The sequence below is a fragment of the Phenylobacterium sp. genome (assembly GCF_965284355.1).
Lineage (GTDB): Bacteria > Pseudomonadota > Alphaproteobacteria > Caulobacterales > Caulobacteraceae > Phenylobacterium.
Window position 1 is genome coordinate 4,550,012 of the sequence record NZ_OZ260078.1, and the last position, 27,000, is coordinate 4,577,011.

At 68.9% G+C, this 27,000-nt stretch carries 28 protein-coding genes and 1 tRNA gene; 13 read left to right on the top strand and 16 right to left on the bottom strand.

Annotation, left to right across the window (positions count from 1 at the left end; translation table 11 throughout):
* Positions 1–92 precede the first annotated feature (92 nt).
* The 3 genes from ACQ66R_RS22355 to ACQ66R_RS22365 form a co-directional block, all read right to left on the bottom strand.
* The gene (locus ACQ66R_RS22355; protein ID WP_430425691.1) at positions 93–521 is read right to left on the bottom strand and encodes a BLUF domain-containing protein; all 429 of its coding nucleotides are present in this window, start codon (positions 519–521) and stop codon (positions 93–95) included.
* Positions 521–1,222: a GTP cyclohydrolase I gene (gene folE / locus ACQ66R_RS22360; RefSeq protein WP_430425694.1), complete on the bottom strand. Its 702-nt coding sequence runs from the start codon at positions 1,220–1,222 to the stop codon at positions 521–523. The genes ACQ66R_RS22355 and folE overlap by 1 nt, the downstream gene beginning before the upstream one ends.
* Positions 1,223–1,450: 228 nt before the next feature.
* The gene (locus ACQ66R_RS22365; protein WP_430425696.1) at positions 1,451–2,332 is read right to left on the bottom strand and encodes a metallophosphoesterase family protein; all 882 of its coding nucleotides are present in this window, start codon (positions 2,330–2,332) and stop codon (positions 1,451–1,453) included.
* A 92-nt stretch (positions 2,333–2,424) separates the two neighbouring features.
* Here ACQ66R_RS22365 and ACQ66R_RS22370 point away from each other — a divergent pair, with 92 nt between their 5' ends.
* Genes ACQ66R_RS22370 through ACQ66R_RS22380 form a run of 3 tightly spaced genes read left to right on the top strand, consistent with a single transcriptional unit; the run spans position 2,425 to position 5,350 of the window.
* Positions 2,425–3,519, top strand: coding sequence for a CDP-alcohol phosphatidyltransferase family protein (locus ACQ66R_RS22370; RefSeq protein ID WP_430425698.1), 1,095 nt, complete (start codon positions 2,425–2,427; stop codon positions 3,517–3,519).
* The gene (locus ACQ66R_RS22375) at positions 3,516–4,430 is read left to right on the top strand and encodes a diacylglycerol/lipid kinase family protein (RefSeq protein WP_430425700.1); all 915 of its coding nucleotides are present in this window, start codon (positions 3,516–3,518) and stop codon (positions 4,428–4,430) included. Before ACQ66R_RS22370 ends, ACQ66R_RS22375 begins: the two co-directional genes overlap by 4 nt.
* On the top strand, positions 4,427–5,350 hold the full coding sequence (locus ACQ66R_RS22380) for a hypothetical protein (protein WP_430425702.1): 924 nt from the start codon (positions 4,427–4,429) through the stop codon (positions 5,348–5,350). The genes ACQ66R_RS22375 and ACQ66R_RS22380 overlap by 4 nt, the downstream gene beginning before the upstream one ends.
* A gap of 45 nt (positions 5,351–5,395) precedes the next feature.
* Here the strand turns inward: ACQ66R_RS22380 and ACQ66R_RS22385 are convergent, their stop codons facing one another.
* From ACQ66R_RS22385 to ACQ66R_RS22410, 6 genes are all read right to left on the bottom strand, one after another.
* On the bottom strand, positions 5,396–6,001 hold the full coding sequence (locus tag ACQ66R_RS22385; RefSeq protein ID WP_430425704.1) for a hypothetical protein: 606 nt from the start codon (positions 5,999–6,001) through the stop codon (positions 5,396–5,398).
* A gap of 55 nt (positions 6,002–6,056) precedes the next feature.
* Complete coding sequence (gene spt, locus ACQ66R_RS22390) at positions 6,057–7,271, bottom strand: serine palmitoyltransferase (protein WP_430425705.1); 1,215 nt, start codon at positions 7,269–7,271, stop codon at positions 6,057–6,059.
* 2 nt (positions 7,272–7,273) lie between these two features.
* Complete coding sequence (locus ACQ66R_RS22395; RefSeq protein WP_293363790.1) at positions 7,274–7,525, bottom strand: acyl carrier protein; 252 nt, start codon at positions 7,523–7,525, stop codon at positions 7,274–7,276.
* Between the two features lie 109 nt (positions 7,526–7,634).
* A complete protein-coding gene (locus ACQ66R_RS22400) occupies positions 7,635–8,585 on the bottom strand; it encodes an NAD-dependent epimerase/dehydratase family protein (RefSeq protein WP_430426387.1) in 951 nt (316 codons plus the stop codon).
* The gene (locus tag ACQ66R_RS22405) at positions 8,582–10,300 is read right to left on the bottom strand and encodes a fatty acyl-AMP ligase (RefSeq protein WP_430425707.1); all 1,719 of its coding nucleotides are present in this window, start codon (positions 10,298–10,300) and stop codon (positions 8,582–8,584) included. Before ACQ66R_RS22405 ends, ACQ66R_RS22400 begins: the two co-directional genes overlap by 4 nt.
* Complete coding sequence (locus ACQ66R_RS22410; protein ID WP_430425709.1) at positions 10,297–11,673, bottom strand: lipopolysaccharide biosynthesis protein; 1,377 nt, start codon at positions 11,671–11,673, stop codon at positions 10,297–10,299. Before ACQ66R_RS22410 ends, ACQ66R_RS22405 begins: the two co-directional genes overlap by 4 nt.
* 264 nt (positions 11,674–11,937) lie before the next feature.
* Between ACQ66R_RS22410 and ACQ66R_RS22415 the strand changes: the two genes are divergently transcribed.
* On the top strand, positions 11,938–13,521 hold the full coding sequence (locus tag ACQ66R_RS22415; protein ID WP_430425711.1) for a caspase family protein: 1,584 nt from the start codon (positions 11,938–11,940) through the stop codon (positions 13,519–13,521).
* Between the two features lie 5 nt (positions 13,522–13,526).
* Here ACQ66R_RS22415 and ACQ66R_RS22420 read toward each other — a convergent pair whose 3' ends face one another.
* Both ACQ66R_RS22420 and ACQ66R_RS22425 read right to left on the bottom strand, forming a co-directional pair.
* The gene (locus ACQ66R_RS22420; RefSeq protein ID WP_430425713.1) at positions 13,527–13,964 is read right to left on the bottom strand and encodes a hypothetical protein; all 438 of its coding nucleotides are present in this window, start codon (positions 13,962–13,964) and stop codon (positions 13,527–13,529) included.
* 124 nt (positions 13,965–14,088) lie between these two features.
* Positions 14,089–14,164, bottom strand: a tRNA-Lys gene (locus tag ACQ66R_RS22425).
* Between the two features lie 250 nt (positions 14,165–14,414).
* Here ACQ66R_RS22425 and ACQ66R_RS22430 point away from each other — a divergent pair.
* Both ACQ66R_RS22430 and lepB read left to right on the top strand, forming a co-directional pair.
* A complete protein-coding gene (locus ACQ66R_RS22430) occupies positions 14,415–14,729 on the top strand; it encodes an Hpt domain-containing protein (RefSeq protein ID WP_430425715.1) in 315 nt (104 codons plus the stop codon).
* 77 nt (positions 14,730–14,806) lie between these two features.
* Complete coding sequence (gene lepB, locus ACQ66R_RS22435) at positions 14,807–15,571, top strand: signal peptidase I (protein WP_430425717.1); 765 nt, start codon at positions 14,807–14,809, stop codon at positions 15,569–15,571.
* On the opposite strand, the gene ACQ66R_RS22440 is transcribed toward lepB, so the two are convergent.
* Positions 15,568–15,903, bottom strand: a complete 336-nt coding sequence (locus tag ACQ66R_RS22440) for a hypothetical protein (protein ID WP_430425719.1) — start codon at positions 15,901–15,903, stop codon at positions 15,568–15,570. The two genes, lepB and ACQ66R_RS22440, sit on opposite strands and share 4 nt — an antisense overlap.
* Positions 15,904–15,974: 71 nt before the next feature.
* Complete coding sequence (locus ACQ66R_RS22445; protein ID WP_430425721.1) at positions 15,975–16,592, bottom strand: hypothetical protein; 618 nt, start codon at positions 16,590–16,592, stop codon at positions 15,975–15,977.
* Positions 16,593–16,743: 151 nt separating this feature from the next.
* Between ACQ66R_RS22445 and ACQ66R_RS22450 the strand changes: the two genes are divergently transcribed.
* A complete protein-coding gene (locus ACQ66R_RS22450; protein ID WP_430425723.1) occupies positions 16,744–17,055 on the top strand; it encodes a type II toxin-antitoxin system Phd/YefM family antitoxin in 312 nt (103 codons plus the stop codon).
* Positions 17,056–17,474: 419 nt separating this feature from the next.
* On the opposite strand, the gene gcvA is transcribed toward ACQ66R_RS22450, so the two are convergent.
* A complete protein-coding gene (gene gcvA, locus ACQ66R_RS22455) occupies positions 17,475–18,434 on the bottom strand; it encodes a transcriptional regulator GcvA (RefSeq protein ID WP_293363648.1) in 960 nt (319 codons plus the stop codon).
* A 188-nt stretch (positions 18,435–18,622) separates the two neighbouring features.
* Between gcvA and cobA the strand changes: the two genes are divergently transcribed.
* The 6 genes from cobA to ACQ66R_RS22485 are packed head-to-tail and all read left to right on the top strand — an operon-like array spanning position 18,623 to position 23,562.
* A complete protein-coding gene (gene cobA, locus ACQ66R_RS22460) occupies positions 18,623–19,477 on the top strand; it encodes a uroporphyrinogen-III C-methyltransferase (protein WP_430425725.1) in 855 nt (284 codons plus the stop codon).
* The gene (locus ACQ66R_RS22465) at positions 19,474–19,836 is read left to right on the top strand and encodes a DUF2849 domain-containing protein (RefSeq protein WP_430425727.1); all 363 of its coding nucleotides are present in this window, start codon (positions 19,474–19,476) and stop codon (positions 19,834–19,836) included. The genes cobA and ACQ66R_RS22465 overlap by 4 nt, the downstream gene beginning before the upstream one ends.
* A 6-nt stretch (positions 19,837–19,842) precedes the next feature.
* On the top strand, positions 19,843–21,498 hold the full coding sequence (locus ACQ66R_RS22470; RefSeq protein ID WP_430425729.1) for a nitrite/sulfite reductase: 1,656 nt from the start codon (positions 19,843–19,845) through the stop codon (positions 21,496–21,498).
* Entirely contained in the window at positions 21,482–21,982 is a 501-nt protein-coding gene (locus tag ACQ66R_RS22475) for a DUF934 domain-containing protein (protein ID WP_430425731.1), read from the top strand. Before ACQ66R_RS22470 ends, ACQ66R_RS22475 begins: the two co-directional genes overlap by 17 nt.
* Positions 21,983–21,984: 2 nt before the next feature.
* On the top strand, positions 21,985–22,725 hold the full coding sequence (locus ACQ66R_RS22480; RefSeq protein ID WP_430426389.1) for a phosphoadenylyl-sulfate reductase: 741 nt from the start codon (positions 21,985–21,987) through the stop codon (positions 22,723–22,725).
* A 12-nt stretch (positions 22,726–22,737) separates the two neighbouring features.
* On the top strand, positions 22,738–23,562 hold the full coding sequence (locus tag ACQ66R_RS22485) for a ferredoxin--NADP reductase (protein WP_430425733.1): 825 nt from the start codon (positions 22,738–22,740) through the stop codon (positions 23,560–23,562).
* On the opposite strand, the gene ACQ66R_RS22490 is transcribed toward ACQ66R_RS22485, so the two are convergent.
* Both ACQ66R_RS22490 and ACQ66R_RS22495 read right to left on the bottom strand, forming a co-directional pair.
* Entirely contained in the window at positions 23,559–25,682 is a 2,124-nt protein-coding gene (locus ACQ66R_RS22490; RefSeq protein WP_430425734.1) for a M48 family metalloprotease, read from the bottom strand. The two genes, ACQ66R_RS22485 and ACQ66R_RS22490, sit on opposite strands and share 4 nt — an antisense overlap.
* Positions 25,679–26,998, bottom strand: coding sequence for a CHASE2 domain-containing protein (locus ACQ66R_RS22495; protein WP_430425736.1), 1,320 nt, complete (start codon positions 26,996–26,998; stop codon positions 25,679–25,681). The genes ACQ66R_RS22490 and ACQ66R_RS22495 overlap by 4 nt, the downstream gene beginning before the upstream one ends.
* Positions 26,999–27,000: the final 2 nt, after the last annotated feature.

A 27,000-nucleotide genomic window follows, 5' to 3' on the forward strand; every position in this document is an offset into this window, starting at 1 on the left:
TGGATGGGTCCCGTAAACATGGGCCCGGAACCGACCCCCTCAACCTGACAAACTTGTCGACCGAACCGGCGTCGCAACCCTTGAACCGGACACTACTCCGGCCGGTTGAGGATCGAGGCGGTCGCCACCAGTTCCCCAAGCAGCGCCATGGTCGCCGCGCCCGAGCATTCGAAGGGGTTGAGCTCGACCCGTCTGAAGTACTTCAGCAGCTGGCTGGGGTTGAGCTTGTTGATGCTCACATGGCCCATCGACCAGCTTCCGAAGCGCCGCTCCGTAATCTCCTCGTAGGCAAGCAGTCGAACCTGCTGGTGACGGTCGTCCCGGACGATGGCGTTGAACAGGTCGCAGACTTCGTCGCGACCGCCCTCGATGACCTGGATGAACAGGTTGTCCGAGACGCACAGCAACCCGGTGATGCCCAGCGCCGGGTTGTTCTTACGCGACTGGGCGAGGATCGTGTCGAGGACGGTTCCTTGCAGAACGGCGACAGGACGGCTGGCGTACAGGCAGCGTACCAGCATCATGAACTCCGTTGCTTCAGCAGCGAGAGGAACTCGCTGCGCAGGTGGTGATCCTTGAGGAAGGAGCCGCGCATGACGCTGTTGATCATCATGGTCTCGTTGTCCTTCACCCCGCGCCAGTGCATGCAGAAGTGATCGGCTTCCATGACAACGGCCAAGCCGTCGGGCCGCACCTTCTCCATCAAGAGATCGGCCATCTGGCTGATGGCTTCCTCCTGGATCTGGGGGCGTGACATCACCCATTCTGCGAGACGGGAGTATTTGGACAGGCCGATCAGATTGGAATGCTCGTTGGGCATCAGCCCGACCCAGAGCTTCCCCATGATCGGACAGAAATGATGGCTGCACGCGCTGCGGATCGTGATGGGACCCACGATCATGAGCTCGTTCAACGCGGCGGCGTTCGGAAACTCCGTAACCGGAGGCGGGCTGGTGTAACGGCCCCGGAAAACCTCGGTCAGATACATCTTGGCCACACGCCGGGCCGTTTCCTGCGTGTTGTGATCGCTCTCGGTATCGATCACCAGGCTTTCCAGCACGCTCTTGAACTTGCCCTCCACCTCGGCGAGGAGCGCTTCGAGATCCCCGGGCTCCAGGAAGGCGGAGATGTTGTCGTTGGCATGGAAGCGTTTCCGGGAGGCTTTCAGTCGACCGCGGATCCTGTCGGAGACCGTCTCATTGGGGTTGTCGGGCTTGCTCACCGGGCCTCCATTCGAAAGACGCCAGCCGCCCGTCCCAGGCGGTTGGCGAGACAGTTCAGCGGGGCTGTCTGCAAGCCTTCCTTAGGCTCGAGTTTCGTCGCACGCCATTTCTATCGAGCGCCATCGCCGCTCGGGCATTGACCGCCCGCGGAGCGAGGGGAGCTCAAGTCCGCAATCCATCCCTCGCAGACGTTGATGAAGTCCGATGTGGAGCCGACACGCGCCGCCTCAGCCCAGCACGAAGCTGCCCTTGTGCTCGACAGTCAGCTCCGGGGTGATGCCGCGCGCCGTGACGGTGGTGCGGAAGCCTGCTCCCTCGCGGAGGATCTCGAGTTCGTTCCAGCGGGCGGGTTGGCCGCGGCCGCCGGCGGGGGTGGAGGCGGCGGGGACGGCCAGGACGGGGATGGCGCCTGCGGGCCCTGGAACGGTGGTCAGCAGAGCCTCGTGGGCGTGGCCGTGCAGGATGAGCTCGGCGCCGGCCTCGGCCAGCATGGCGCGCAGGGCCTCGGCGTCGATCAGCTCCTTGCGGCCGGACACCACGTCGGGCGCCACCGGGTGGTGGACCAGCACCACGCGATAGAGGCCGCGATCGGCGGTCTCGCGCAGCAGGGCCCGCGCGGCGGCGATCTGGGGCGCGCCCAACTCGCCCTGGGCCAGGTGCAGCGCCGTGGGCACGGCCGACGACAGGTTGATCAGGGCCACGGGGCCGCGGACGCGCAGGTAGGGGAAATCCGCGCCCTCGTCGCCCAGCCAGGGTCGCCAGGGGGCGAACGCCTCGGGCGCGCCGCGCGCCGACAGGGCGTCGTGATTGCCGGGACTGACCGTGACCCCGGCCGGGTCGCCCAAGGTGGCCAGCCAGGCGCGGGCGGCCGCGAACTCCTCCGGCGTGGAGAAATTGATGATGTCGCCCGTGATCGCTACGTGGTCGGGCCGACGCGCGGCGATATCGGCGGCGATTGCGTCCAGGACGACCTGGTCGTGGCGATGCTGCTTGCGCCGCCACGCAAACCGGCTCAGCGAGCGTTTGGAGGCCACGTCGCGCCAGCGGAAGGGCAGGGGCGGCGGCGGCAGCTGCAGGTCTGACAGATGGGCGAGGCGGAAGGCGGTCACGAGCTTTCCTAACGGAACGGCCCCCGGTATCAGGTTCCACCGATTTGCGTGAGGCGTAAGGCTAGCTTTTGCAGACGTTGGATGACGCGGCGGTGACGCCGGCAGGAATGATCCTCGGCGCGGGCGACGTCCGCATATGGGGCATGACCGCGCGCGAGCGGTTGCGCCGGACCTTTGCGCGCGCCAAGCTGGCGGTGGTCGAGGCCGCGCCGGCCTCGGGCGGCGTGGTGCTGGCGCTGGGCGGCTGGGTCTATGCCGAAAGCCTGCTGGCGACTCTGGCCAAGCGCCCGGGCGCGGTGCTGGTCACCGACGACGGCGAGGCGGTGGCGGCCCATGTGCCCGCCGCGCAGGTCGCCGAGGCGTCGGCGGCGCTGGAGGCCGGGCGCGAGCCGGCGGGCCTGCAGCGCCTGTCGCTGGCCGAGCTGTCGTACAACGAGGCCCTGCGCAAGCGCGAGACGCCGGTGCTGGTGCGCCTGACGCCCGAGAACGTCCGCGCCGTCGAGGCCCGCACCTTCGCCGGCTCGTACAAGGGCGTCACCGATGTGGTGACCAAGTACTGGTGGCCCGTGCCGGCGCGCATCGTCACCCGCTGGTGCGCCGTCGCGGGATTGCGACCCAATCATGTGACCTTCATCGGGTTTCTGCTGGTGCTGGCGGCCTTCTACCTGTTCTGGCAGGGCCAGTTCGGGTGGGGTCTGGTCTGCGCCTGGATCATGACCTTCCTCGACACTGTCGACGGCAAGCTGGCCCGGGTGACGCTGACCTCGTCGGCGATCGGCAACGTCTTCGACCACGGCATCGACCTGATCCACCCGCCGTTCTGGTGGTGGGCCTGGTACGCGGGCTGCTTCGGGATCTGGGCGATCGGAACCGACGCGGCGGGGATCGCGCTGTGGGTGATCCTGGTCGGCTATGTGGTCCAGCGGGTCATCGAAGGCGTCTTCATGCGCCGCTTCGGCTTCCACGTGCACTCGTGGCGATCGTTCGACAGCTTTTTCCGGCTGATTACGGCGCGGCGGAACCCCAATCTGTTGATCCTGACGCCGGCCTGGCTGATCGGCCAGCCGGTGGCGGGTTTCTATCTCGTGGCGATCTGGACGGGCCTGTCGCTGATCGTCCACGCCGTCCAGCTGGTCCAGGCCATGGCTATGCCGCGCGAGCGGGTGGTCTCCTGGCTGTCGCGTTGATCCGCGCCGGCCTCATCTGGAACCAGCACAGCCACCGCAATCGCGGCTCGGGCGGCCCTGCGCCGCTGCCCGAGGACGTCATCGACATCGTCCCCGAACAGCCCAGCCACCTGATGGCCGGGCTCAAGCGCCTGGCCGGCGACGGCGTGGAGCTGGTGGTCATCGACGGCGGAGACGGCACGATCCGCGAGGTGCTGACGCGCCTGCCCGAGGCCTATGGCGGCGGCAAACTGCCCCGGTTGGCCGTCCTGCCCAACGGCAAGACCAACGCGCTGGCGCTCGACATCGAGACGCCGCTGGGGACCACGCTCGAAGACATCCTGGCCTCGGTCGAGACGGGCAAGCCTACCAAGCGGCGCCAGTGCCTCGAGGTGCTGCGGGCGGGCGAGACGACGCCCGAGCGGCGGGGCTTCCTGTTCGGGGTCGGCGCCTTCGTGCGCGCCACCAAGCTGGCGCAGAAGAACCACGGCCGGGGATTTTTCGACAACGCGGCGGTGGGCGTCACCATCGCCGGCGGGCTGTTCCGGACGCTGCTGGGCGGGGCGGGCGATCGCTGGCGGCGCGGCGAGCCGATGGCGCTGTCGTATGACGGTCCCGAAGCCGCGCGGCGGTTCATCGTCATGGCCTCGACGTTCAAGCGCTTCCCGATGGGCTTCAAGCCGTACGGCGAGCCGCGCGAGGGCCTGAAAGTGCTGACCGTCGACGCGCCGCCGCGCAACCTGCTGCAGGCGCTGCCGCGCATCATCCGGGGCGACGAGACGTCGTGGCTGGCGGACCACGGCTATCGGCGCGACGACCTGACGAGCTTCGGGATCCGCTGGGAGGGCGACTTTGTGCTGGACGGCGAGCCATACCCGGGCGGGGACCTGACCGTGCGCCAGGGGCCGTCGCTGGAGTTCGTGATCCCGTGAGCGACCTTGCGGCCGTGATCGAGGCCGAGCTGGCCTCGCCGGCGCCGGCGGCGGTGGTCGAACTGGCGGCGGCGCTGGCCGATCCGGCCCGGGACGCGGCGATCCTCTACTATGGCTCGACCCTGCGCACGGGCGACCTGACCGGGATTCTGGACTTTTACCGCCTGACCCGCGGGCCCCACCGCCGGGGCTTCCACGGTCTGGTGGAGCGGCTGCTATGGCCCGAGGTGAGCTACCACGAGGTCGAGACCTCGGCGGGGCGGCTGCGGGCCAAGGTGGCGACGCTGCCGATGGCGACCTTCCGGCGGGCCGCGGCGGGCCAGACCCTGGACACCACCATCTGGGCGCGGTTCGTCCAGCCGGTGCAGCGGGTGTGGAGCGCGGACGCTGCGGAGGCCCAGGACGCCGCCCAAGCGGTTTCGGCGGCTGTGATGACCGCCTCCCGCTTCGCCGCCGCCCTGGGGCCGGAGAGCGGGCCTGTCGAGGCCTACTGGCTGGCGCTGTTCCGTCAGACCTACGCCGCCGAGTTCCGGATGGAGACCACCAGCCGGGCCGACACGGTCGTCGCGCCCTTCGCTCAGCGCTATGCGGCTATCCTGCCGCTGGCCTGGCAGGCGGGCGGGGTGGTCTTCGAAGCCGTCGGGGAGGGCCTGCGGCCGGTGAAGGCGGGCCTGCCGGGCTGGACCCTGCCGAACCTCATGGGCAAGCCGCTGAACGTCGCGCGCATCCTGAAGGCCGCCTTCACCTTCGACGGCGCAGCCCGCTACGCGGCCTACAAGGTGGAACGCCACACGGGCATCGAGATCGCGGTGACGCCGTGGCGCGAGCGCCATCCGTTCCTGGCCGCGCCGGGCGCATGGCTGGAGCTGCAGAGGCGCCGGCGCGAGGTGGCCTTGAAGCCGAAGCAGGAGAAGAGCTGACCCCCAGGTCCCAGCATGGGCGCGCTGGCCTACGTCCCGCTTCCGTTACTCGAAAGGCGCGAGGCGCGCCGCAGAAAGGACGTAGGCGGCGAGGAGCGCGCTCGCCTTCTGGTCCCTCAGGCCGAGCTTCGCAGCGACCTGCGGCAACACATCTGCAAGCCGTTCCTTCTGCGTGTCCGACATGCGTGGGCCGTCGAGGGCTCCGATCGTCGCGACGTCTCTCTGGGGGATCTCTTTCATGGCGGCGGAGAGCTGATCCGGTGAGACGGAGAACTCCGTCCTCAGCCGTCCCTCCGACCATTCCTTGAGGGCTAGGTTCGTCACGATGCTGCCGAGCTGTTCACCGCCCTGCTCGGTGGCGGCGAACCCGCACTTGTCCGCAGCGCTGTCGATCGAGCGCACGTGGCGCTCAAACGAGGCAAGCGTCGCGCCGGGGTCGGGCGCCACCGCGACGGCGTCGCGCAGGACCTGTGGGTTCAAGTGTTTCCGGATGCAACTCGCGGCATGGGGAGGAAAGGTCCCCAGGTGGGACGACGGCGCGGACGCCGAAGCCGCCGGACCGGATGCTTGCAGGGCCACAGCCGCAAGGGAGCTTTGCGCCGCGGTCAAGGTGCCGACAACGAAGGTTCCGAACAGGACCCGGCTGCGCAATCGAGACCTCAATTGTGCTCCAGCCCTCTCCCGGCGCGACGCGGGGATGCAGCGCTTACGCCGAGGCGCGACGCGGACGCTGCAGCAGGCCGTACTCGAGACCCAGACGCTCGAAGATATCCAGCACCGCGTCGATCTGCTCGGCGGTGTGGGCGGCGCTAACGCTGGAGCGCAGCAGCGACTTGTTCTCGGGCGTGGCCGGCGGGATCGCCAGATTCAGGTAGACGCCGTTCTGGAGCAGGGCGTTCCACATGGTGACCGCCATGGCCTGGTCCGGCATCACCACGGCGGTGATCGGGCTGGCGTGGGGGCCCACGGCGTAGCCCATGTCGCGCAGGCCGTCGTAGAGGCGGTCGGCGTTGGCGGCCAGGCGGACGCGCAGGCTGGAGTCCTCTTCCAGGCGCTTCAGGGCCGTCAGGGTCGAGGCGATCACGGCCGGCGGCAGCGAGGCGGTGAACATGTAGGGCCGGCTGACGATGCGCAGCAGGTCGAAGTTGTCCTCGTTCGAGACCAGGAAGCCGCCGACGGCGCCCAGGCTCTTGGAGAAGGTGCCGACGATGAAATCGACGTCGTCCTCGACGCCGGCGGCCTCGGCCAGGCCGCGGCCCTTCTCGCCCAGGACGCCCATCGAGTGGGCTTCGTCCACCAGCAGGTAGGCGCCCATCTCCTTCTTGACCGCGACCATCTCCTTGAGCGGCGCGACGTCGCCGATCATCGAGTAGATGCCCTCGACCACGATCAGGCTGCCCTTGGCGGCGTCGCCCATGCGGCGCAGGCGCTTGGCCAGGTCTTCGGGATCGTTGTGGCGGAAGCGGATGACCTCGGCGCCCGACAGCTTGGCCGCGTCATAGATCGAGGCGTGGCTGTCGGCGTCCAGGATCAGGTGGTCGCCCCGGCCGACGAGGCCCGAGATGCCGCCCAGGTTGGCCTGGTAGCCGGTCGTGAAGACCATGGCGTGCTTGCGGCCGTAGAACTTGGCCAGCGCCGTCTCGAGCGCCGTGTGGCCCGCGAAGGTGCCGTTGGCGAAGCGCGAACCGGTGGTCCCCGTGCCCCACTGGCGCACCGCATTGGCCGAAGCCTCGATGCACTCCGGGTCGAAGGTCAGGCCCAGGTAGTTGTTCGTGCCGAGCAGGATGACCTGCTTGCCATCCAGCATGCCCTCGGTGGGCGAGAGGATTTCGTCGAATCGAACGGCGGACGGATCGGCGCCAGCAGCGCGGATACCGTCCAACGGGGCGCGATAGCCCAGGTGCTTGTCGAGCAGCCCCATCCTTAAGCCTTTATCCGCAGCTTGTTGATCAGGTCGGAGAGGTCGCCCACCGTCTGCACGGTAGCCAGGCGATCGAGAGGAATCGATAGGTCGAACCGATCCTCAAGCTCCATCACGATGTTCATGAGCGCAAGCGAGTCGACCGCGAGGTCGCGGGCGATGTCGGTATCCGGGGTCACCTGCACGCTACGGCCGAGGACCGTTTCGGCGGCCCGCGCGACTTCGCGGACGGTCAGGTCCGTCGCCAGTTCCACCATAAGTGAGCCCCCCATCGGCTCTTAACAGCTTACGCAAGCCGCGTACCTAACCATGTCCGACCTCTTTTTCTACCGTGGCGATCAAGGGTCGGTCACAAATCAGCTACTAATGTTTCATCCATGCCGCAGTGCGGTACCACGCCACGGTGTGTTCGAATCCCGCCCGAAGATCAAACTTGGCCATTGGCGTTCCTTCTGCCCGCTCCTCCGGCGCGACCGCCCAGTTTGGATGCAGCAGTTCCCGCACCTTCGCCGAGGTGAGCATGGGGGTCACGCCGGCGAGCACAGTGAAATCATTTGTGATTCCGACGGCGCGGATCAGGGCCTTCGGCGCGGGGGCAAAGCGCGGCGAACGGCCGCAGGCGCGCGCCGCCTCGGCCATCAGCTCGCGCCACCCGTAGCCCTCGGGCCGGTCGTCGCAGAGCGCGAACGTGCGGCCTGATGGCTGCGCTGCAGCAAGGGCCGCGGTTTGCGCCGCGGCGTCCTCGACGTGGATCATCGCCACCTTGGCCGACTCGCTGATCACCGGGAGCAGGGGGCTGAGCGCGGCGGCCTGGAACACCGGCAGCAGCTCGCGGTCGGAGGGGCCGTAGATCGCGCAGGGCCGCACGATCGTCAGGCGCTCGCCCAGCATCTCGGACATGGCGCGCTCGCCGGCGTGCTTGCTGGCGCTGTAGTGGGACAGCGCGGGCTCGCGCGCCGTCAGGCTGGAGACCAGCACCGTGTGCGGGACCGACTCGGCCGCGCGGGCCACGCGGCGCGCCCCCTCGACATTGACGGCGTCGAACGCCGCGCGGCTGGGGGCTTTCACCAGGCCGGCGGCGTGGATCACCACGTCTGCGCCCCGGCAAAGCCGGCCGAGGGCGTCGTCATCGCGAAGATCGCCGGCGACCACTTCGGGCGTGAGATGGCGCCAGAGGCTGTCGACAGGATCGCGGCGCGAGAGGATCCGCACACGCCAGCCGGCCTCGCCCAGGGCCCGGACGACCTGGCGGCCCAGGAAGCCCGTGGCCCCCGTGACCGCCGCGAGCGGGGCGGTCGAAGAAGGGGCGGTCAGGCCGGCACCTCCTGCTTGAAGGCGCCGGCCAGGAACAGGGCGCGGGCCTTCGAACGCGACAGCTTGCCTGACGAGGTCTGGGGTAGGGTGTTGTGGCCCACCAGTTCGACCCGGGCCTCGACGCCGTGGCGGGCGCGCAGCAGGGCGGCCACGTCGTCGGTCAGCGCCTGGCGCACCTCGGGGTCGCCGGACCGGGTCTGCACCAGCACCACCAGCTGTTCGCCGGCGTCGGCGTCGACCGAGAACGCGGCCACATCGCCGCTGCGCAGGCGCTCGATCTCGGATTCCGCCGTCCATTCCAGGTCTTGCGGCCACACGTTTCGGCCGTTCAGCAGGATCAGGTCCTTGGCGCGGCCCGTGGGCACGATCTGGCCGTCGGCGAGGTAGCCGAGGTCGCCGGTGTCGAGCCAGCCGTCGGCCGACATCGCCGCCGCCGTGGCCTGCGGATCGCCGAAGTACTCGCGCATCAGGCTGGGCCCGCGCACGAAGACGCGGCCCACGGTGCGCTCGCCCAGCACGCGGCCGTCCTCGTCGCGCACCTCGAGCTCGTGGCCCGGGAAGATCGCCCCGCAGCGGACGAAGGCGCGCGAGCGCGGGCCCGAGCCCGCCTGGACCACGCCGTCCTTTTCCATGCGCTCGACGTCGACCGTGTCGAAGATCAGGCCCTTGTGCAGGGGCGCCATGGTCAGGCCCAGGGTGGCCTCGGCCATGCCGTAGCTGGGGACGAAGGCGGTGGCGGCGAAGCCTGCGGCGGCATAGCGCTCGGCGAACGCCAGCAGCGGCCCGGGGCGCACCATGTCGCCGCCGCAGCCGGCCACCCGCCAGGACGACAGGTCGAGGCCCTCGCGCGTGCCGTCGCCCCGCTTGGCGCAGAGCTCGTAGCCGAACGAGGGGCTGTAGCTGATCGTGCCGCGGTTCTTCGAGATGAGGTCCAGCCACAGCAGCGGCCGGCGCACGAAGGCGCCCGTGGGCATCAGGTCGATAGACATCTGCGCCGAAAGCGGCATCAGCAGGAACCCGACCAGGCCCATGTCGTGATAGAGCGGCAGCCACGAGACGGCGCGGTCGGCCGCCGTCACCTGCAGGCCGTCGCGGGTCGAGGCCAGGGCGTTGGCCATCAGGGCGCGATGGGTGCACAGCACCCCGGTCGGGTTGCGCGTGCTGCCCGACGAGAACTGGACGTAGCTGGGATCGTCCGCCGTGGGCGCCGGCAGGTCCGCAGGCGGCGCGTCCGGCAGCTCGGAAACGGTCATCGCCAGCTCGGTCCCGGCGGTCGCGGCGGCGTCCTTCAGCCAGGGCAGCAGGGTTTCGGGTCCGAACACGGCCGCGGCGCGGGCCGAGGACAGCATGCGGCCGATCTGCTCGACATAGGCGTCCTTGCCGCCCAGAGGGGCGGGCAGGGGCAGCGGCGCGGGTGTGATCCGCGCGTACTGGCAGGCGAAGAAGGCGGTGATGAAGTCGGCGTCGGTCTCGGCGACGAGGCCCACGCGGTCATGCGGCTTCAGGCCCGCGGCCAGCAGGCGCGCAGACATCGCGCGGGCGCGGTCGCGCAGGGTGGCGTAGGGCAGGGCTTCGACAAGCTCGCCCCGCAGCCCGTAGAGCGTCAGGCCGGTCGGCCCCCGGGCGGCGAAATCCAGCGCCGCGGTCAGGGTCTCGAAGCCGCCCTCCTGGAAGCGCCTGTCCGGCGCCGTCGGAATAGGGGTCGTCGTAGTCAATCGTCGCCTTTCAGTCGTTCAACGGGGTCGGCGTCGGCGGGCGTGGTCGCCGTTTGTCGATTCCCGTTCTCTCTGAGGATGAACCACAGCATGCCCAGGGCAAGCGCGGCGGCGGCCGCAGCCAGCCCGGCGCCCGCGCCTATAAGGCCGAACTGCGTCACGAGGAAGGGCATGGCCGCCAGGAAGGCGATCCCCACCGCCAGGCGCACGCGCACCGCTGCCCCCGGCTTGCCCAGCGAAATCAGCATCGGCTCCAGCGGCAGCGCGAAGATGCCGATCACCGCGGCGCCCACCTGCCAGGTCATGACATCGGCCGCGGGCGCGAAGTCCTTGCTCATCACAAGGGTCAGCAGCTGCGGGCCGGCGAGCGCGCTGATCGTCAGCATGACGAGGCCGATGCCGCCGGCCAGCAGGCCCACGTTGCGGGCCAGCCGCCACATGGCGTGCGGCTGGTCGTCGGCGCGCAGGCGGGCCAGTTCGGGATAGAGCGCGGGTGTCAGCAGCTTGGCGGGCTTGGCCAGCGCATCGGCCACCTGGCGGCCCACCCGCCAGAACGCCGCCTGCGCGGGTCCCACCATGGCGCCTACGATCAGGGTCGCCACGTGCGTGAAAGCCACGTCCAGCGCCGCGGCCATGTTGGTGTTCCAGGCGAAACGCCAGGCGCCGGGCATCCCCTCGGTCAGCGGGCCGCGCCACGAGAAGTCCTGCGTGAGCCCGCGCTTGCGCAGCTCGGCGTAGGCAGAGCCCGCGAGGTAGAACCAGCTGCCGACCGTGCCGATGGCCCAGGCCAGCAGGAAGCCTTCCATGCCGGCGCCCAGAAGCAGGGCTGCGATGCTGCCCACGGCGCGGAACAGCGAGATCAGGCCGGACTGCCAGGCCAGCACGTCGAACCGGTCGAACAGGCGCAGCAGGCCCAGCGGCGTGGCCGAGACCATGAAGGCGATCGAGAGCATGTAGAGCGCGGCGGCCGGTGCATCGTCGCCGCCCCAGCCCAGGGGGCCTGCGAACACGAACGCGCCCGCGATGCCGACCACGATCCCGAAGGCGGTGCTGACCAGATCCAGCGCCAGGCTGAAGCGCAGCACGCGCTGGAAGTCGGCGACCCGATCCTCGGCCAGCGGTCGGGCGCCGAAATGCAGGATGGTCTGCCACGACTGGAACTTGGCCACCTCGCCCAGGAACTGGCCGAACGCCATGATCAGCACCAGCACGCCCATCTCGGCGGCGCCCAGCGCCCGGGCTGCGATCGCCACCGCGACCAGCCCCAGCACGGCGTTGACCGTGCGGCCGCCCAGCAGCAGGCCGGCGTTGGCCACCACCCGCCGCAGGATCGGCCGGACGCCGGCGATCTGTTCCGCCTGGGACGCGCTCATGCGCTCTTCAACGACTCCATCACGCCATCCCCGAACCGGCGGCGCGCCCTCAAGTACCCCCTAGCGCGGGTCGGCGCAAAGCCGGGCGCGACCGGCGGGCGCACGGCGTCTCCTCTCCCAGTCGCGGCAGCGCCGTGCGAGAGGGGAGATCCACCCCATCACGCGCCTCCGCCGGGTCGTGGCGTCCGTAGTATTCCAGAGGGCGGCTTCTCGGCCGCGGGCAGCGGCGCCATTGTGGGCGCCCCGGCGGAGTTGGAAGCGTCCATGCGAAGTGTGCTCGCAGCCATTTTGGTCTTCATCCTGGCGGCGGCGGGCAGTCCGGCCTCGGCCGAGATCCGGGCGCTGATCGTGGCGATCTCGAAGTACAGCGACCCGATTCCCTCGCTGGAGGGGCCGCCCAACGACGCCGCGGCGCTGAAGACCTTGCTGGAGCAGCAGGGCGCCAAGGACATCACCTCGCTGGCCGACGGTCAGGCCACGCGCAGCAACATCCGCGCGGCGCTGGAGGGGCTGGGCAAGCGCTCGAAGCCCGGCGACTGGGTGATCTTCTTCTATGCCGGCCACGGGGCCCAGGCGAAGTCCAACGATCCCACCGAGACCGACGGCATGGACGAGTTCATGGCGCTGGGCGGGTTCAAGGTGAGCAAGCCCGACACGAACACCTACATCCTCGACGACGACCTGCGCGGCTGGCTGGTGAACTTCTTCCCGACCAGCGTGAACGTGCTGCAGATCGCCGACGCCTGCCATTCGGGCACGCTGAACCGCTCGGCGGTCGCCAGGTCGGTGTTCAAGAAGCGCTCGGCCCTCGACAACCCCATGGCCATCAGCCTGCCGCCGCCGCCGGCCGACCCGGCGCGGCTGCCGCCCTCGGCGATCGATCCGCCCAACCTGGTCTATGTGGGCGCCGCCCAGGACAACCAGTTCGCGCTGGAGGGCCCGCTGCCGCGCGGCGACAGCCCCTCGCGCGGCCTGCTGACCTATGCGCTGGAGGGGGCGCTGAAGGAGCGGCGGCCGAACGGCAACCTGGTCTCCGACCTGGACAACAACGGCCAGCTTTCGCTCGCCGAACTGGCCTCGACGCTGGAGAGCCGCACGCGCGAGCTGTCGTCGACCCAGCAGTGGTCAAGCGCCGCGGTGCCGCCGCGCAACGAGCGCAGCGTGATCTTCCAGCCGCTGAAGGCGCCGCCCGCCGACGAGCGCCCCATCGAGGTGAAGCCGGCCGACGACGCGGCCGCCGACCTGTTGGGCGGGAAGGGGCCCTGGGCCTCGATCCCGCGCGGCACGCCCGACCTGACCTGGAACGCCCAGGAGGGCTGGGTCACCGACAACCGCGGCGACCGCGTGGCCGAGGGGTTGAAGACGCCTGAACAGCTGAGCGGCGTGATCATGAAGCGCCGGGCGATCAGCCAGCTGGCCGGGTCGGCCAATGAGCGGCAGATCAAGGTTGATATCGGGCCGCGGCCCAAGGGCCAGCTCTACAAGAAGGGCGAGGCCGTCGACCTGGCCGTCACCCACCGCGGCGGCGCGGGCTTCCTCACCGCCTTCAACCTCGCCAGCGACGGCACGGTGCAGATGCTCTACCCGCTGGACGGAGACGGGAACGGGCAGATGGTGGCCGGCCAGACCCGCGTGGTCATGGCGCGGACCAAGGTGGTCCCCCCGTTCGGCGTCGACAACGTGGTGGCGGTGGTCACCCCGGGCGAACCTACCGTGCTGCGCGCCGCGCTGAAGCGCATCGACGGCAAGCGCGATTCGATGGTGGCCGCGGGCCTGGTGCGCGACGAGCTGGACCAGGCCAAGGGCCAGGCCGCGATGGCCCTGGGCGAGCTCTACACCGGTCCCTGAGGCGGCTAGCGGGCCGCGAGGTAGGCCTCAAGGGCCTCCCGGGCCTGCGGGGCGCAGCCGGCGGCCTGTACGGCCAGGATCTGGTCCAGGCTGGTCAGCGTCGCCGGGTCGGGACAGACACCCGAGCGGCGGCCCCCGAACGTGCGGCCCTGGGGCGGCGGGTCGATGAGGACGCGCAGCTGGGCCATGCGCGTCGCGTCGATCGGCGCGCCCGGCTTCGGCGCGACCACACCGGCCGCGCTGCCACGCAAGGTGCTGACCTCGCCCGTGGCGTTCATGAGGCGCAGCGTCTGGCCGGGCTCCAGCGAAAGGCGTTGGCCCCCGTCGACTTCGGTTCCGGGTTTGAGGGCGGGATTCGTCGAGGCGACGATCACGTAGTCGCCGGCGCTGGCGGCGCCCGCGGCGCCCAACGCCAGAAGAATGCCCAGGACCACGGTCCGCATGGCGCTACCCCTCGCAACTGTCGGAAGAGTGATCTCGCCTTGCGGAGGCGGGGTCAAGGCATTGCGCTTGCCGGGGGAAAGCCTGACCCACCGGCGCTTCGGACGACACCAACTTTTGGAAAGATGGTGGGTGCTGGGGGATTCGAACCCACGACCCGCTGATTAAGAGTCAGCTGCTCTACCAACTGAGCTAAGCACCCGCTCTAGTCCGCACCTCGTGGAGGCCCGGCGGCGAGGGCGCGGAAAATACGCAAATGCGCGCCTTTGGCAAGGCAGGTCAGCAAACTATTTGCTTCGACCGATCGCCGCGCCCTCGGCCAGCGGCAAATCTCGTCATAATAGCGTAAGCCAGCAAAGCAACCTTTGCGGGTAGCGCGGCCGTTGCGCTCTGTGCCAACAACGGCGCTACGCCAGGGGTGATTCTCTCTGCGCGGTCCGGGAGGGGTGAGCATGAGCGGCGGCGCGGTCGACTTCGACTATCTGGAGGGCTTCGCGGCCGGCGACATGACGGTCGTCACCGAGGTGCTGGCGCTGTTCCAGGGCCAGGCCGAGGGGTGGCTGGCCCGCATCGACCACCCGCCCGAGGGCTGGCGCGACTTCGCCCACACCATCAAGGGCGCGGCGCGCGGCATCGGCGCCAACAAGCTGGGCGAGGTGGCCGATCGCGCCGAGCGGGGCGACGAGAGCCTGAAGCCGGAACTCAGCGGCGCGCTGCGCGACACCCTCGCCGACATCGCGGATTATCTGGCCCGCAAGGGCGGCTGACGCGTCCGGACACGTTTCGCAGGCGTCCGGACGGGACGCCGATTGCGGGGTGAGCGGGCCGCCGGCCTCTTGGGGCCATGAACACCGCACAAGACACCGCCGCCGCGTCGCCGTCCTTCGGCGCCCAGGCCCTCGACCTGATCGTCACCCTGGCCACGGCGATGGCCATCGCGCTGGTCCTGCGGGTCGCCCTGTTCGAGCCCTTCACCATCCCCTCCGAGTCCATGGAGCCCGGCCTGCAGACCGGCGACTACATCGTGGTCTCCAAGTGGGACTACGGCTGGAGCCGCTATTCCATCCCGCTGGGCCTGCCGCTGTTCTCGGGGCGGGTGCTGCAGTCCAAGGGGCCACAGCGGGGCGACGTCGTCGTCTTCAAGCTGCCCCGCGACCCCAAGGAGACCTGGATCAAGCGGGTGATCGGCCTGCCGGGCGACCGGGTGCAGGTGCGGGACGGGACGGTGTTCGTGAACGACCGGCCCATCGTCCAGAGCGACGACGGCCTGACACAGGACCCCGGGGCGCCCGACGTCACGGTCCAGCGCAAGTTCGAGCATCGCCCGGACGGCCGCGCCTACGTGACCTTCGACCGAGGCCCGTTCCACGACGGCGACGACACCGGCGTCTATCGCGTGCCCGAGGGGAACTACCTGATGATGGGCGACAACCGCGACAACTCGCTGGACGGCCGCTGGCCTGGTTCGGTGGGCGTGGGCTTCGTGCCGGCCGAGAACATCGTGGGCCAGGCGCGGATCGTGCTGCTGTCCTGGCACGGGGCTTCGATCCTGAAGCCCTGGACGTGGCTGCACGTCGATCTCGGCCGCTTCTGCCAACTGGTCCGCTAGCGGCGGAACTCGTCGAAGCTCAGCACGCCGTCATGGTTGGCGTCCTGCTGGACGAACGAGGCGCGGCGCAGGGCGTCGGCGGCCGCAGGCTGGCGGGCCAGCGAGGGCAGCGCGACGGCGCCCACGGCCGCGGCGATCAGGGCGCCCACCACCAGGCGGCTGCGGCGGGTCGTGGCGCGCGGCGGTGCGATCTGCTGGTCGATGAAGCCGCGCAGCGCTTCGCTGGCCGAGCGGCCGTCGCGCTGGCAGCGCTCCATGAACGCCAGCTTGGCGTCATAGGGGAGGCGGATCTCGAGCGACTCGCTCTTTTTGGGCGGCCGGGGCGTCTTCATGGGCGGAGCGAAACCGATTTGCGGGATCTGCGACAGGAAAATCGTGTCCGGACAGCCGTTCGGCAAGGGCGTCAGGGGACGAGAACGGCGTCCGTGTAGGTCTCGACCAGCAGGCTGAATGGCCGGCCGTCGGGGGTCTGCAGCAGAGCGCGGTGTTGCAGCACGTGAGGGGGCGGCGTGGCGGGGGCGTCGAACGCCAGCTCGCCACGAGCCTCCCAGCCGGCCGGCAGCGGGTTGAACAGCAGGCGCGACGATAGGGTCCGGCGCTGGAAGCGCAGGGGGGCGACCACCACCCCGAACGGCGCCTCGGTGGTGTTGAGCGCGGTGTTCATCTCGGTGGTCAGGCGGCCGGGCAGGTACCAGTTGTCGGCCTTCGACAGCACCACGTCGCCGCACATCAGCTCGACCCGGCGCAGGCGGATGGGCTCGTTGGCGGCGGCCCCCAGCTCGCGACGGGCGGCGGCGGCGGCCTGCGGGCTGTCGGGGGTCTCGATGCGGCGGGCGCGCACGCGGGGCGCTTCGGGATCGTGGCGGTCGCACAGCGCCTGCAGGACGGCGGTGGCGCTGTCGCGGCTGAGCAGCTCGGCGTTCAGCGTCTGCAGCTGCGCCAGTTGGCGCAGGCGTTGGACATAGGGACTTTGCGGCTCCTGCGCCGATACCGGGCGGACCGCATCAACGAAGGTCGCCACCAGGACTCCTACGAACTTCACAATTGGGCGCGGCCTCGAGAGCCTGATCGCAGATGTGTCGCTACTTATAGGGGACGTCGAAACTTGACAAAGGTCGTAAAGGACGTATTTTACGTCCAATCCATGCGGTCAGGCGCTTCGGCTAGGCGAGATGGAGGGTAACTCATTGACGACGGTAACAGAGCCAACCTCAGTTCGGACTGTCACGTCCAAGGAAGCCCTACGGAACTGGAAGTCGGTAACAGACAAGGCTTTGCGAGAACCCGTCGTCATCACGGCCCACGGGCGCCCGCGCCACGTCCTGTTGGCTTACGAAGACTATGAGCGTCTTCGCGACCAAGAGCGGCAAGTCTATCGGAGCGACAGTCTTCCAGCTGATCTCGCCGGCGCCATCCTTGCGGACCTAGACAAACTCCGGGCTCCTCGCGGAACCACGGAAGATGGCGACACTATCATCGACTGACGCACGTGCCCCTGAGCCGGGCGATGTGATCGAGTTTTCATTTCTCTGGAAGCATGAGCGTGACGCCGGTCGCCTCGAAGGCGTGAAGGACCGACGTTGCGTTGTTGTAGCTGTGCTGGCCGAAGGCCGGCGCGTCGTGGTCGCTCCAATCACGGGGACCGAACCTAAGCACAGCGATAGAATTCCGCTCCGGGGCGGGCGCCTTGGACTCGAGCGTCCGAGCTGGATCGTGGTCTCGGAGTTGAACGTCACCCTGTGGCCGGGGCATGATCTCCGGGCCGCTCGTACACCGAACGGCGCCTGGTGGCGGTATGGCCGTCTGTCAGATGCGCTGCGGCTACAGCTAGCTGATAAGATTCAGGCTCTAATTCAGGCCGGATTGGTCAATGTGGTGACGCGCAGCTGAGATTGCGCCGCCCCTAAATCCCCGCGCCGTTGTCGATGGCTCGCAGCGCCTCTTCGTGCGCCTGCGCTTCCGCCTCGATCCAGCCGATGAAGGCTTTGACCTGCGGGAGCCGTCCCTTGGCCTTGGGATGGACGAGGTAATAGGCGAAGTCGACGGCCGTGGCGATCTGCAATGGCGCCACCAGGCGTCCGGAATCGAGGTCGGCCTGCGCCAGGGTGCGCTTGGCGAGGGCCACGCCGCGGCCGTTGGCGGCGGCCTCGATCACCAGGCTGGACTGGTTGAAGCGCGGACCCCGGTGGCCGTCGATGCCGCGCAGGCCGCGGGCGGCCAGCCACATCGGCCAGTCGGGGCAGCTGTCGTCGATCTCGGGCGAGCCGTCGTGCAGCAGCACATGACCGGCCAAGTCCTCGGGCGTCGAGAGCGGCGTCTGGGCCAGCAGATCGGGGCTGATCACCGGGATCACGGCCTCGCTCACCAGGCGCTTCACTTCCAGCCCGGGATAGCGCCCGGCGCCGTAGCGCAGCGCCAGGTCGACCTCGCCGGCGCTCAGATCGACCAGCTCCATTCCGGCGTTGAGCCAGACGTCGACATTCGGGTGCGCCCGCTCGAACGCCCCCAGGCGCGGCGCCAGCCACTTGGCCGCGAACGAGGGCGGGGCGGTGATGGTCAGGCGGCGGCCGTCCACGGCGGCGGTCAGCAGGCTGGCGGCCTCGGCCAGACGGTCGAACGCCTCGCGCAGGGCGGGCAGGGCGGTCTGGGCCGCGTCGGTCAGCAGCAGGCCCTTGGGCGTGCGCTTGAACAAGGCCGCGCCGACATAGTCTTCCAGGTTCTGGATCTGCTGGCTCACAGCCCCCGGCGTCACCGACAGCTCGTCGGCGGCCCGACTGAAATTGAGGTGGCGCGCGGCCGCCTCGAACGCCCGGAGCGCGTTCAGTGGCGGCAGTCGGCGACGCTGTTGGGCGCCCCTATCCATGATCGCTCCGTTCGAGAATCTCTGAACGCCCCGGCAGAAGTCCTTGGGTTGCGAATTGGCCCCTCGCCGCCCTTATTGCAAGCGTCCGCTGGTGTATCGGCCCTTTTCGCCGGCGGACGACAGACGGGGCGGGCGCAAGTCCGCCCCGTCATGATTTCAGGGCGCGTACGTCGATAGAGAAGCTAATCATGGCCCCGAGGAACGACCTAGGAGGACGCAGCCAGCGCCTGGTGGTGCTGAGCGGACGCGGCGCTGCGCCGGGTGTCGGCCGGGTGTGGCTGGTGGGCGCCGGACCGGGCGACCCAGAGCTCCTGACGATGAAGGCGCTGAAGGTCCTGCAGACCGCCGACGTGGTCGTCCACGACGGCCTGGTGTCGGACGAAATCCTCGATCTGGCGCCGGCCTCGGCGCGGCGGATCAGCGTCGCCAAGCGCAAGTCACGCCACAGCTACAGCCAGGACGAGATCAACCGGATGCTCGCGGCCTTCGCCCTCGAAGGCCTGAACGTCGTGCGCCTGAAGGGCGGCGACCCCTTCATCTTCGGCCGCGGCGGCGAGGAGCTGGAAGCCTGCCGCGAGGCGGGCGTCGACTGCCAGATCATCCCCGGCGTGACGGCGGCCCTGGCGGCTGCGGCCTCCGCCGGCGCGCCGCTGACCCACCGCGACTCGGCTCAGGCGGTGACCTTCGTCACCGGTCATGCAAAGGCCGGCGCCGAGCCCGACCTGGACTGGGACAGCCTGGCCCGGGCCAACCAGACGGTCGTCATCTACATGGGCCTGTCGATGGCTGCGCCGATCGCCGCGCGCCTGATGGCCGCCGGCCGCGCCGGCGCCACGCCGGCCCTGATCGTCGAGAACGCCAGCCGCGCCGACGAGCGCCGCATCGTCACCACATTGAGCGGCCTGGCCGAGGCGGCCGCCTCGCTCGGCGGCCCGGCCCTATTGATCGTGGGCGAGGCGATGGCGCTGGCCCGCGCCGGTGAAGAGCCGGCCGGCAACGGCCGCGCCCAAGTCGAAACGCTTATCCGAGGGGCCCGCGCATGAAGGCGCTGACCGCCAACCGCCTGACCGATGGCGAGGTCGTGTTCTGGAAGTCCGGGCAGTGGGTCACCCGCTTCGCCGACGCCGAGCTGTGGGCCGATGACGACCCCGCCGCCGCCGAGGCCGAAGGGCAGGGCAAGACGCAACCCACGACCGTGGTCGACGCCTACCTGATCGATCTCGTGGAATCCGAAGGGCTGTGGGCCCCGCTGAGCTACCGGGAGCGCATCCGCGCCCTGGGCCCGACGAACCACCTCCACCACGGCAAGCAGGCCGAGGGCGGGGCGGTGATCGAGGCGCTGCAGCACGCCCACGGCGCGGCCCGTTCGACCGGCCGCGTCAACCTGATCAAGCGGAAGTAAGGGCCGATGTACCAGTACGACGTCATCGACAAGGAGATGCTGGCCGACCGTTCCGCGGAGTTCCGCGGGCAGGTGGCCCGGCGTCTCTCGGGCGAACTCACGGAAGACCAGTTCAAGCCGCTGCGGCTGATGAACGGCCTCTACCTGCAGCTCCACGCCTACATGCTGCGGGTGGCCATCCCGTACGGCTCGCTGAACCCCACCCAGCTGCGCAAACTGGCCTGGATCGGCCGCACCTACGACAAGGGCTACGGCCACTTCACGACGCGGACCAACCTCCAGTTCCACTGGATCAAGCTGGCCGACACGCCCGATATCCTGGACCACCTGGCCCAGGTGGACATGCACGTCATCCAGACGTCTGGGAACTGCATCCGCAACACCACGACCGATCCCTACGCCGGGGCGACGGCCGAGGAAGTGGACGATCCGCGGGTGTGGGCCGAGGCGATCCGCCAGTGGTCGACCTTCCACCCCGAGTTCTCGTTCCTGCCCCGCAAGTTCAAGATCGCCATCACCGCGGCGCCCAAGGACCGCACGGCCGCCAAGGTCCACGACATCGGGCTGGTGCTGAAGCGGGCCCGCGACGGCTCGCTGGGCTTCGAGGTCATCGTGGGCGGCGGCATGGGGCGCACGCCCTACGTCGGCCCGACGATCAAGGAGTTCCTGCCGGTCAACCGGCTGCTGAGCTACCTGGAAGCGATCCTGCGCGTCTACAACCGCCACGGCCGGCGCGACAACATCTACAAGGCCCGGATCAAGATCCTGGTCGCGGCCCTGGGGAAGGAAGAGTTCGCGAAGCAGGTCGAGGCCGAGTGGGCCAAGATCGGCGACAGCGCGGACCTGCCCGACACCGAGCTCGCTCGCATCCGCGGCGCGTTCGCGGCGGCCAACTTCGAGGTTCTGCCGGCCCAGTCGGAGGCGTTCGAGGCGGCCAAGGCCTCGAACCCGGCCTTCGCCCGCTTCGTGCGCAACAACCTGAAGCCCCACAAGAAGGCCGGCTACGGCATCGTCGAGATCAGCCTCAAGGGCATCGGCGACACGCCCGGCGACGCCAGTTCCGAGCAGATGGACGTCGTGGCCGACCTGGCCGAGCGCTACGGCCAGAACGACATCCGCGTCACCCACGAGCAGAACCTGGTGCTGCCCCACGTGAAGCTGGACGATGTGCCGGCCGTCTGGGCGGCGCTGCATGAGGCCGGCATCGCGACGCCCAACATCAACCTGGTCAGCGACATCATCGCCTGCCCGGGGCTGGACTACTGCGCGCTGGCCAACGCCCGGGCGATCCCGGTCGCCCAGAACATCGCGGCCAAGTTCAAGGATCAGGACCGCGCCGAAAAGATCGGCGAGCTGAAGATCAAGATCTCGGGCTGCATCAATGCCTGCGGCCACCACCACGTGGGCCACATCGGCATCCTGGGCGTCGATAAGAAGGGCGAGGAGTTCTACCAGCTGACGCTGGGCGGCTCGGGCGCCGAGGACGCGGCCGTGGGCTCGATGCTGGGCCCGGCGCTGCCCTACGACAAGGTGGCCGACGCGGTCGACACGCTGGTCGAGGTCTACCTGCGTGAACGCCACGACGGCGAACGCTTCCTCGACACCTTCCGCCGCACCGGCGTCACCCCCTTCAAGGAGGCTGTATATGCCGACGCTCATTGAGCTGAAGGACGGGGTCTGCAAGGCCGCCGAGGACGCGTTCACCCATGTGGCGGACGACCAGGACATCCCGGCCGGCGACGTGATCGTCTCGCTGTCGCGGTTCCAGGCCGACGGCGAGGGGCTGCTGGCCGAGGGGCGGCGTGTGGGCGTTCGCCTGCAGAGCCATGAGGAGGCCGAGGCGCTGGCCTATGACCTGCCGCGGCTGGCGGTGGTGGCGCTGGAGTTCCCGAAGTACCGCGACGGCCGCGCCTATACGAACGCCTACGTCCTCAGCGGACGTCTGAAGTTCAAGGGCCAGGTCCGCGCCGTCGGCGACGTCCTGCGCGAGCAGGCGGGCTTCATGGTCCGGGTCGGCTTCGACGCCTTCGAACCCGCCGACGACGCCAGCGCCAACGAGTGGCAGGCCGCGATCGGGCGCTATCGTCATGTCTATCAGCGGTCGGCCGACGGCCGCGCCCCGGCGTTTGCAGAGCGGCAGTCATGAGCGTGGCCTACGACAGCATCGACCCCGGAACCGCGGCGGCCCTGCGCCTCGACGCCGAGTTGCGCCGCGCGCACCCACGCACCATCCTGGAAGCCGCCGTGGAGAGCTTCGGCGACAAGCTGGCGCTGGTCTCGTCCTTCGGGGCGGAATCGGCGGTGCTCCTGCACCTCGCGGCCCAGGTGAAGGCCGACATTCCGGTGCTGTTCCTCGACACGGGCATGCTGTTCGGCCAGACCCTCGACTTCCGAAAGACCCTGGCCGAGCGCCTGGGCCTGACCGACGTGCGCGACCTGCGTCCCGCCTACCAGGACCTCGCCGTGAGCGACCCCCAGGCCAAGCTCTGGCAGACCGACACGGACGCGTGCTGCAACATCCGCAAGGTGATCCCGCTGGACCGCGCGCTCGGCGAGTTCGACGCGTGGATCACGGGCCGCAAGCGCTTCCACGGCGGCGACCGCCTGAACCTGCCGGTCGTCGAGCACGCTGACGGCCATGTGAAGTTCAATCCGCTCGCCAACTGGGGCAAGGCCGACCTCGACGCCTATGCGGCCGAGCACGACCTGCCCGCCCACCCCCTGGTCGCCCAGGGCTTTCCCTCGATCGGCTGCTGGCCCTGCACCCAACCCGCGGACGAGGGCGAGGACGCCCGCGCCGGCCGCTGGAAGGGGATGGACAAGACCGAGTGCGGCATCCATGTGGCGCGTGCGCCGGGGACGCCCAACAACGTCGGCGGCGACATCTAAGGCTTTTACGGAATGAACGACGTGTCCCTGGTCCAGCCGGCCGCCGCGGCCCCCAAGGCCTCCAACGCCTTCTTCGTCGAGACGGTGACGTGGGTCCATCACTGGACCGACACCCTGTTCTCGTTCCGCTGCACCCGCGACCCTGCCTTGCGCTTCTCCAGCGGCCAGTTCCTGATGGTCGGGCTGCAGAAGGAGGACGGCAAGCCGCTGGTGCGCGCCTATTCCGTCGCCTCGCCGTCTTGGCACGAGGAGCTCGAGTTCTATTCGATCAAGGTGCCGGACGGCCCGCTGACATCGCGCCTGCAGCACCTCAAGGTGGGCGACCAGGTGCTGATCGGCCGCAAGCCCACCGGCACGCTGGTGCTGGACGGCCTGAAGCCCGGCAAGCGCCTCTACATGCTGGGCACCGGCACGGGCCTCGCGCCCTGGCTGTCGCTGGCCCGCGACCCCGAGGTCTACGACCGTTTCGAGACGGTCGTGGTCACCCACACGGTGCGCGAGGTCCAGGACCTGAACTACGCCGACCTGTTCGAGAAGGACCTCAAGGAAGATGAGATCCTTGCCGAGATCATCGGCGACAAGCTGCGCTACTACCCCACGGTCACCCGCGAAGCGTTCCGCACCCAGGGCCGCATCACCGACCTGATCGCCTCGGGCCAGCTCTTCCGCGACCTGGACCTGCCGCCGTTCGACCCGGCCGAGGATCGCGTCATGCTGTGCGGCGGCCCCTCGGTGCTGGCCGACCTGAAGCAGCAGCTGCTCGACCTGGGCTATGTGGAAGGCTCGCTGGCCCAGCCGGGCGACTTCGTCCTGGAGCGGGCGTTCGTCGAGACCTAGCGATGGCCGGCAGACTCTCGGAACGCTGATGGGAGCATCGGGCCATTGTACTTGAACGGCGCGGCCATCAGGAGCGCTGAGATCGACGAACTAGAGAGCGCCCGTTCTCTTGTAACCTCTGGCGGCGCGGCGGGAGCGGCGTCCGGCCGCCGGGTAAGCACTACTTTTGCCGGGTTTGCCAGCGACGTGGGCGAGGCCGACGTGTCGCGAAGGGGGGTGCTGGGCTTTGGCGACGCTGCCCCAGGCAGGACGAAGCAGCCAGGGTGCGGATTCGTCCAAAGGCTGGCGGCGGAGAGTTCGGCCGTGGCCAGAACGATACGACGCAGCTTGAGGCATGTCGGTTGGGGCGGCTTCGCATCGCCGGGCTGCCCAGCGTTGTCGAGCAGCCAAGCCGCAATCTCGGACGCCGGCCCGAGCTCGAGACCTTCGGTGGCCGCCAAATGCGCATCGAGACGCTCAAGCATGAGTTTGCGAGTTCGACGGGTCGGGCCGAAGCCGTAGCGGATGGATGTCTGCTCGCGCTCCGCAGGATCGGCGCTGACCATCTCCGTACAGAACTCACCCCTATCGGCGAGGGCAATCGTCATGGTGACGGTAACGCAACGCTCCATCGCGCGTTCGGCCAGATCGAAGAAGCCTATGCCGCGCGCCCAAGTGGTGAAATCGATGTACGCTACGGCGCTCTCGCCCGCCAAGTCGGCGGCCAGGGTTGCCATCTCATACGCTTCCCCTGGCTGACCTCGAAGCCAGAGCACGGTCGCGAGCTGGCGAAGATAGCGGTAGCCGCCGTACCCAGTTGACCTAAGGGGGGCCATGGCGGCAGCGTTCCAGGTGTCGCCTGGGCAATAGAGCGCGAGGTAGCTTGCGAGGACTGCGGCTTTGCGGTCAGGACCCAGTGCCTTGACGATCAAGCTCAGGGAAGTTTCCGCGTCGTGGCATGCTGCAGTCCGTAGTTCGATCTGTTTCGCCGCCGTCGACCGGGCTACTATCGCTGCCAACTCTTGTAGTCGCTTCAGCTCCTCAAGCGCGTCGATCCAGCTGCTGCAGTCCGTCTGGCCCGGCGATCCGTAGCAAGGCGCGAACGCCTGCGGCCCAATCTTCCTCGCGCCGCCCGTCATTTCGGCAAGCTTCTGGATGCGATTGGACGATGCCGGGTGGGGAAAGGCGAAGCCGAGGAGGTCCCAGTCCTTGACCGGTGCTTCGTACGCGTCCGGTGACCCCGCATCTGGCACTTTGGACAGCGCGTAAGCGCCAGCTCCCGGGTCATACCCTGCCGTGTCGAGAAGGTCGAAGGCGAACGTGTCCGCCGCCATCTCGTCGGAGGGGGCACGGTACTTGGTCCTCGCGGCCTCGGCGATCCTGTCGTCACGCTGTCGCTGATTCGCGAATTCGGTAGCCCGCTTGTAGGCGGCCTGGCCTGCCCGGATCGTAGTCGCGAGGAGAGCTTCGACGAGATTGTCCGACAGCTCGGACGGCTCGTCGCCAGCGTCGTAGCCATACTCGAAGTCGTCACCATCGCCCTGGCGGCTGAGCCACAGAATCGGCAACAGTATCGTCGTGCCGAAGAGGAGCGCCCCGGTCGCTGCCGCGGAGCCCGCACCGATTGCGCCAGTTGTCCGATCGCGCCGCTTTTGACGCTCGCCGTGCTTCGCTTCAAGCTGTGCCAGAAGACTGGCGTGACCGAGCTTCCAGTGGCCGACCTCATGAGCGATAACGAAAGCTAGTTCATCGTCGTAATCCGTTTCTTCGAGCAGTCCCCGGCATATCCCGACTTCGCCGGCGCTGTTGACGAAGGCGGTGGGGGCGTCGCAGTCCCAGATCACAAAATCGACGTCTTCACCGAGAGTTTGCTCGATAGGCGCGGCGATGGCGGCAATGTTGTTCGACAGCGGGGTCGGAACTGGCGGTGGCGCGCCATAGACCCGTGCCTCGTCCGCGCTGAAGAACGTATGGTTCATCGCCTCTGCGGACCTTTCCGTCTCAGACGGAATCGGCGGACCGGAGTAGAGATTGGTGACCGATGGAGGGAGCAGCGCGCAGCCAGAAAGGGTGAGCCCGCCCAGACCGAGCATCAGGCGATGGCCGACGTTCCGCGTCGCGCGCAGACCTTGCCAGCTCATTCCCCCACGTCTCGCGTGTAGAATTCCCCGGAGTCCTGCAGCCGCCCAACGTGGGGTAGAAACGCGGCCACGGCGCGGGTCGCGACGAGAGCGCCGAACCAGAGGCCAGGGCTGACGTGGAGCACTTTCCACTCCAGAAGCGCGAGGATCGCGCCGCCGACCAACACCCAGCCTTCGATCTGCAGCGCCCTCCGCATGGCGGTGTGCGGAGTGAAGCCGAGGACGAGCGGGGTCATCGCCAAGCAGCTGAGCGTCAGCGCGAGTGTAACGATCGTGAGCGCCTGAATTAGACGGTAGGATTGCCGGTCACCTCCGAGCGGGGAGTCGCTGCGAACAGCCGAGTCCCGCAGAGTCAGAATGTTGTCGAGTGCCATCGCGTGCGCGAAAACGCCCGGCAGAGGCCCGTAGGGCGCCGCCTCGATGGTGTCTTGGCCGGTGAACTTGAATGCGCCCCCGTAGAACACTACAGCTCCGCGTAGAGCTTCCGCCTGTTCCGGTTCGAGCGCCGTGAGGTCAGCGGCCTCGATCGTCGGCAGCGGCGTGTTGGCGATGCGGAATGGCTCGGGGTAGTTGAGCGACGGAATGGGAGCGCGGAGAATTCCCCCGAGCAAGAGACGCGTCCCCCGTAGCCAGCTCTCGGCCGAGATGTTCTCGCAGGAGCGCGCCTCCTGCTCCACGTGGGCGCGGCAGTTCACGGGGGGCGGTGCAGACCACTGGATGTCTAAGCTACGTATCCCTCGCCGCCTCAGTTCTTGCGTGCTCCCCGGCTCGATGTACTCGGCGATAGCGATCGCGGCTGTCGGGTACTGCGCGTCGACCGGGCCATCGGTTGGATAAGTGCCCGGCTCGGCATCGGCGGCCACCGCGATGGAAACGAGCTGCACGGAGGGATTGAGGTTGGCGAGTGACACTAGCTCTGGCCAAGTGGCACTCGCGCCTTGATCGGGATTGCCCGGTGTGCCGATGAAGATCATTGCATGCTGCGACGCCCTCTCAAGGGAAGCCACGAGCGCGTCCGCGTCGGCGGGGTCTGCTGGGCTGCCGATGAACGCGAAGTCCATGAAGATCGCCTTCGGTCTGGTGGCGATGATCTGATCTATGACCTCGGCGTGGTCCCGGCCGCCGAGTGGCCAACGCTTATCCCAGAGGGTGAGATAGTCGTCGTTAGCTGTAACCATTGCGATCCGAGGGCGGGCGCGGTCGGCGTAGTCAACAGCGACTGTCGCGCCGATGAGGTTGCGCAGACCGCCATCGAAGGCGGTGAAGAGATTGAAGGGGTTCAAGGCCAGCAGGCCTACGGTGCCGCCGGCCAGCACTA

Bases quoted from the DNA above. Each gene is read 5' to 3' on its own strand.
- ACQ66R_RS22355 (WP_430425691.1), bottom strand. From the start codon at position 521: ATGCTGGTACGCTGCCTGTACGCCAGCCGTCCTGTCGCCGTTCTGCAA.
- spt (WP_430425705.1), bottom strand. From the start codon at position 7,271: ATGGGGCTGCTCGACAAGCACCTGGGCTATCGCGCCCCGTTGGACGGT.
- ACQ66R_RS22410 (WP_430425709.1), bottom strand. From the start codon at position 11,673: ATGAGCGCGTCCCAGGCGGAACAGATCGCCGGCGTCCGGCCGATCCTG.
- ACQ66R_RS22415 (WP_430425711.1), top strand. From the start codon at position 11,938: ATGCGAAGTGTGCTCGCAGCCATTTTGGTCTTCATCCTGGCGGCGGCG.
- ACQ66R_RS22420 (WP_430425713.1), bottom strand. From the start codon at position 13,964: ATGCGGACCGTGGTCCTGGGCATTCTTCTGGCGTTGGGCGCCGCGGGC.
- ACQ66R_RS22430 (WP_430425715.1), top strand. From the start codon at position 14,415: ATGAGCGGCGGCGCGGTCGACTTCGACTATCTGGAGGGCTTCGCGGCC.
- lepB (WP_430425717.1), top strand. From the start codon at position 14,807: ATGAACACCGCACAAGACACCGCCGCCGCGTCGCCGTCCTTCGGCGCC.
- ACQ66R_RS22440 (WP_430425719.1), bottom strand. From the start codon at position 15,903: ATGAAGACGCCCCGGCCGCCCAAAAAGAGCGAGTCGCTCGAGATCCGC.
- ACQ66R_RS22450 (WP_430425723.1), top strand. From the start codon at position 16,744: ATGGAGGGTAACTCATTGACGACGGTAACAGAGCCAACCTCAGTTCGG.
- gcvA (WP_293363648.1), bottom strand. From the start codon at position 18,434: ATGGATAGGGGCGCCCAACAGCGTCGCCGACTGCCGCCACTGAACGCG.
- cobA (WP_430425725.1), top strand. From the start codon at position 18,623: ATGGCCCCGAGGAACGACCTAGGAGGACGCAGCCAGCGCCTGGTGGTG.
- ACQ66R_RS22465 (WP_430425727.1), top strand. From the start codon at position 19,474: ATGAAGGCGCTGACCGCCAACCGCCTGACCGATGGCGAGGTCGTGTTC.
- ACQ66R_RS22470 (WP_430425729.1), top strand. From the start codon at position 19,843: ATGTACCAGTACGACGTCATCGACAAGGAGATGCTGGCCGACCGTTCC.
- ACQ66R_RS22475 (WP_430425731.1), top strand. From the start codon at position 21,482: ATGCCGACGCTCATTGAGCTGAAGGACGGGGTCTGCAAGGCCGCCGAG.
- ACQ66R_RS22485 (WP_430425733.1), top strand. From the start codon at position 22,738: ATGAACGACGTGTCCCTGGTCCAGCCGGCCGCCGCGGCCCCCAAGGCC.
- ACQ66R_RS22490 (WP_430425734.1), bottom strand. From the start codon at position 25,682: ATGAGCTGGCAAGGTCTGCGCGCGACGCGGAACGTCGGCCATCGCCTG.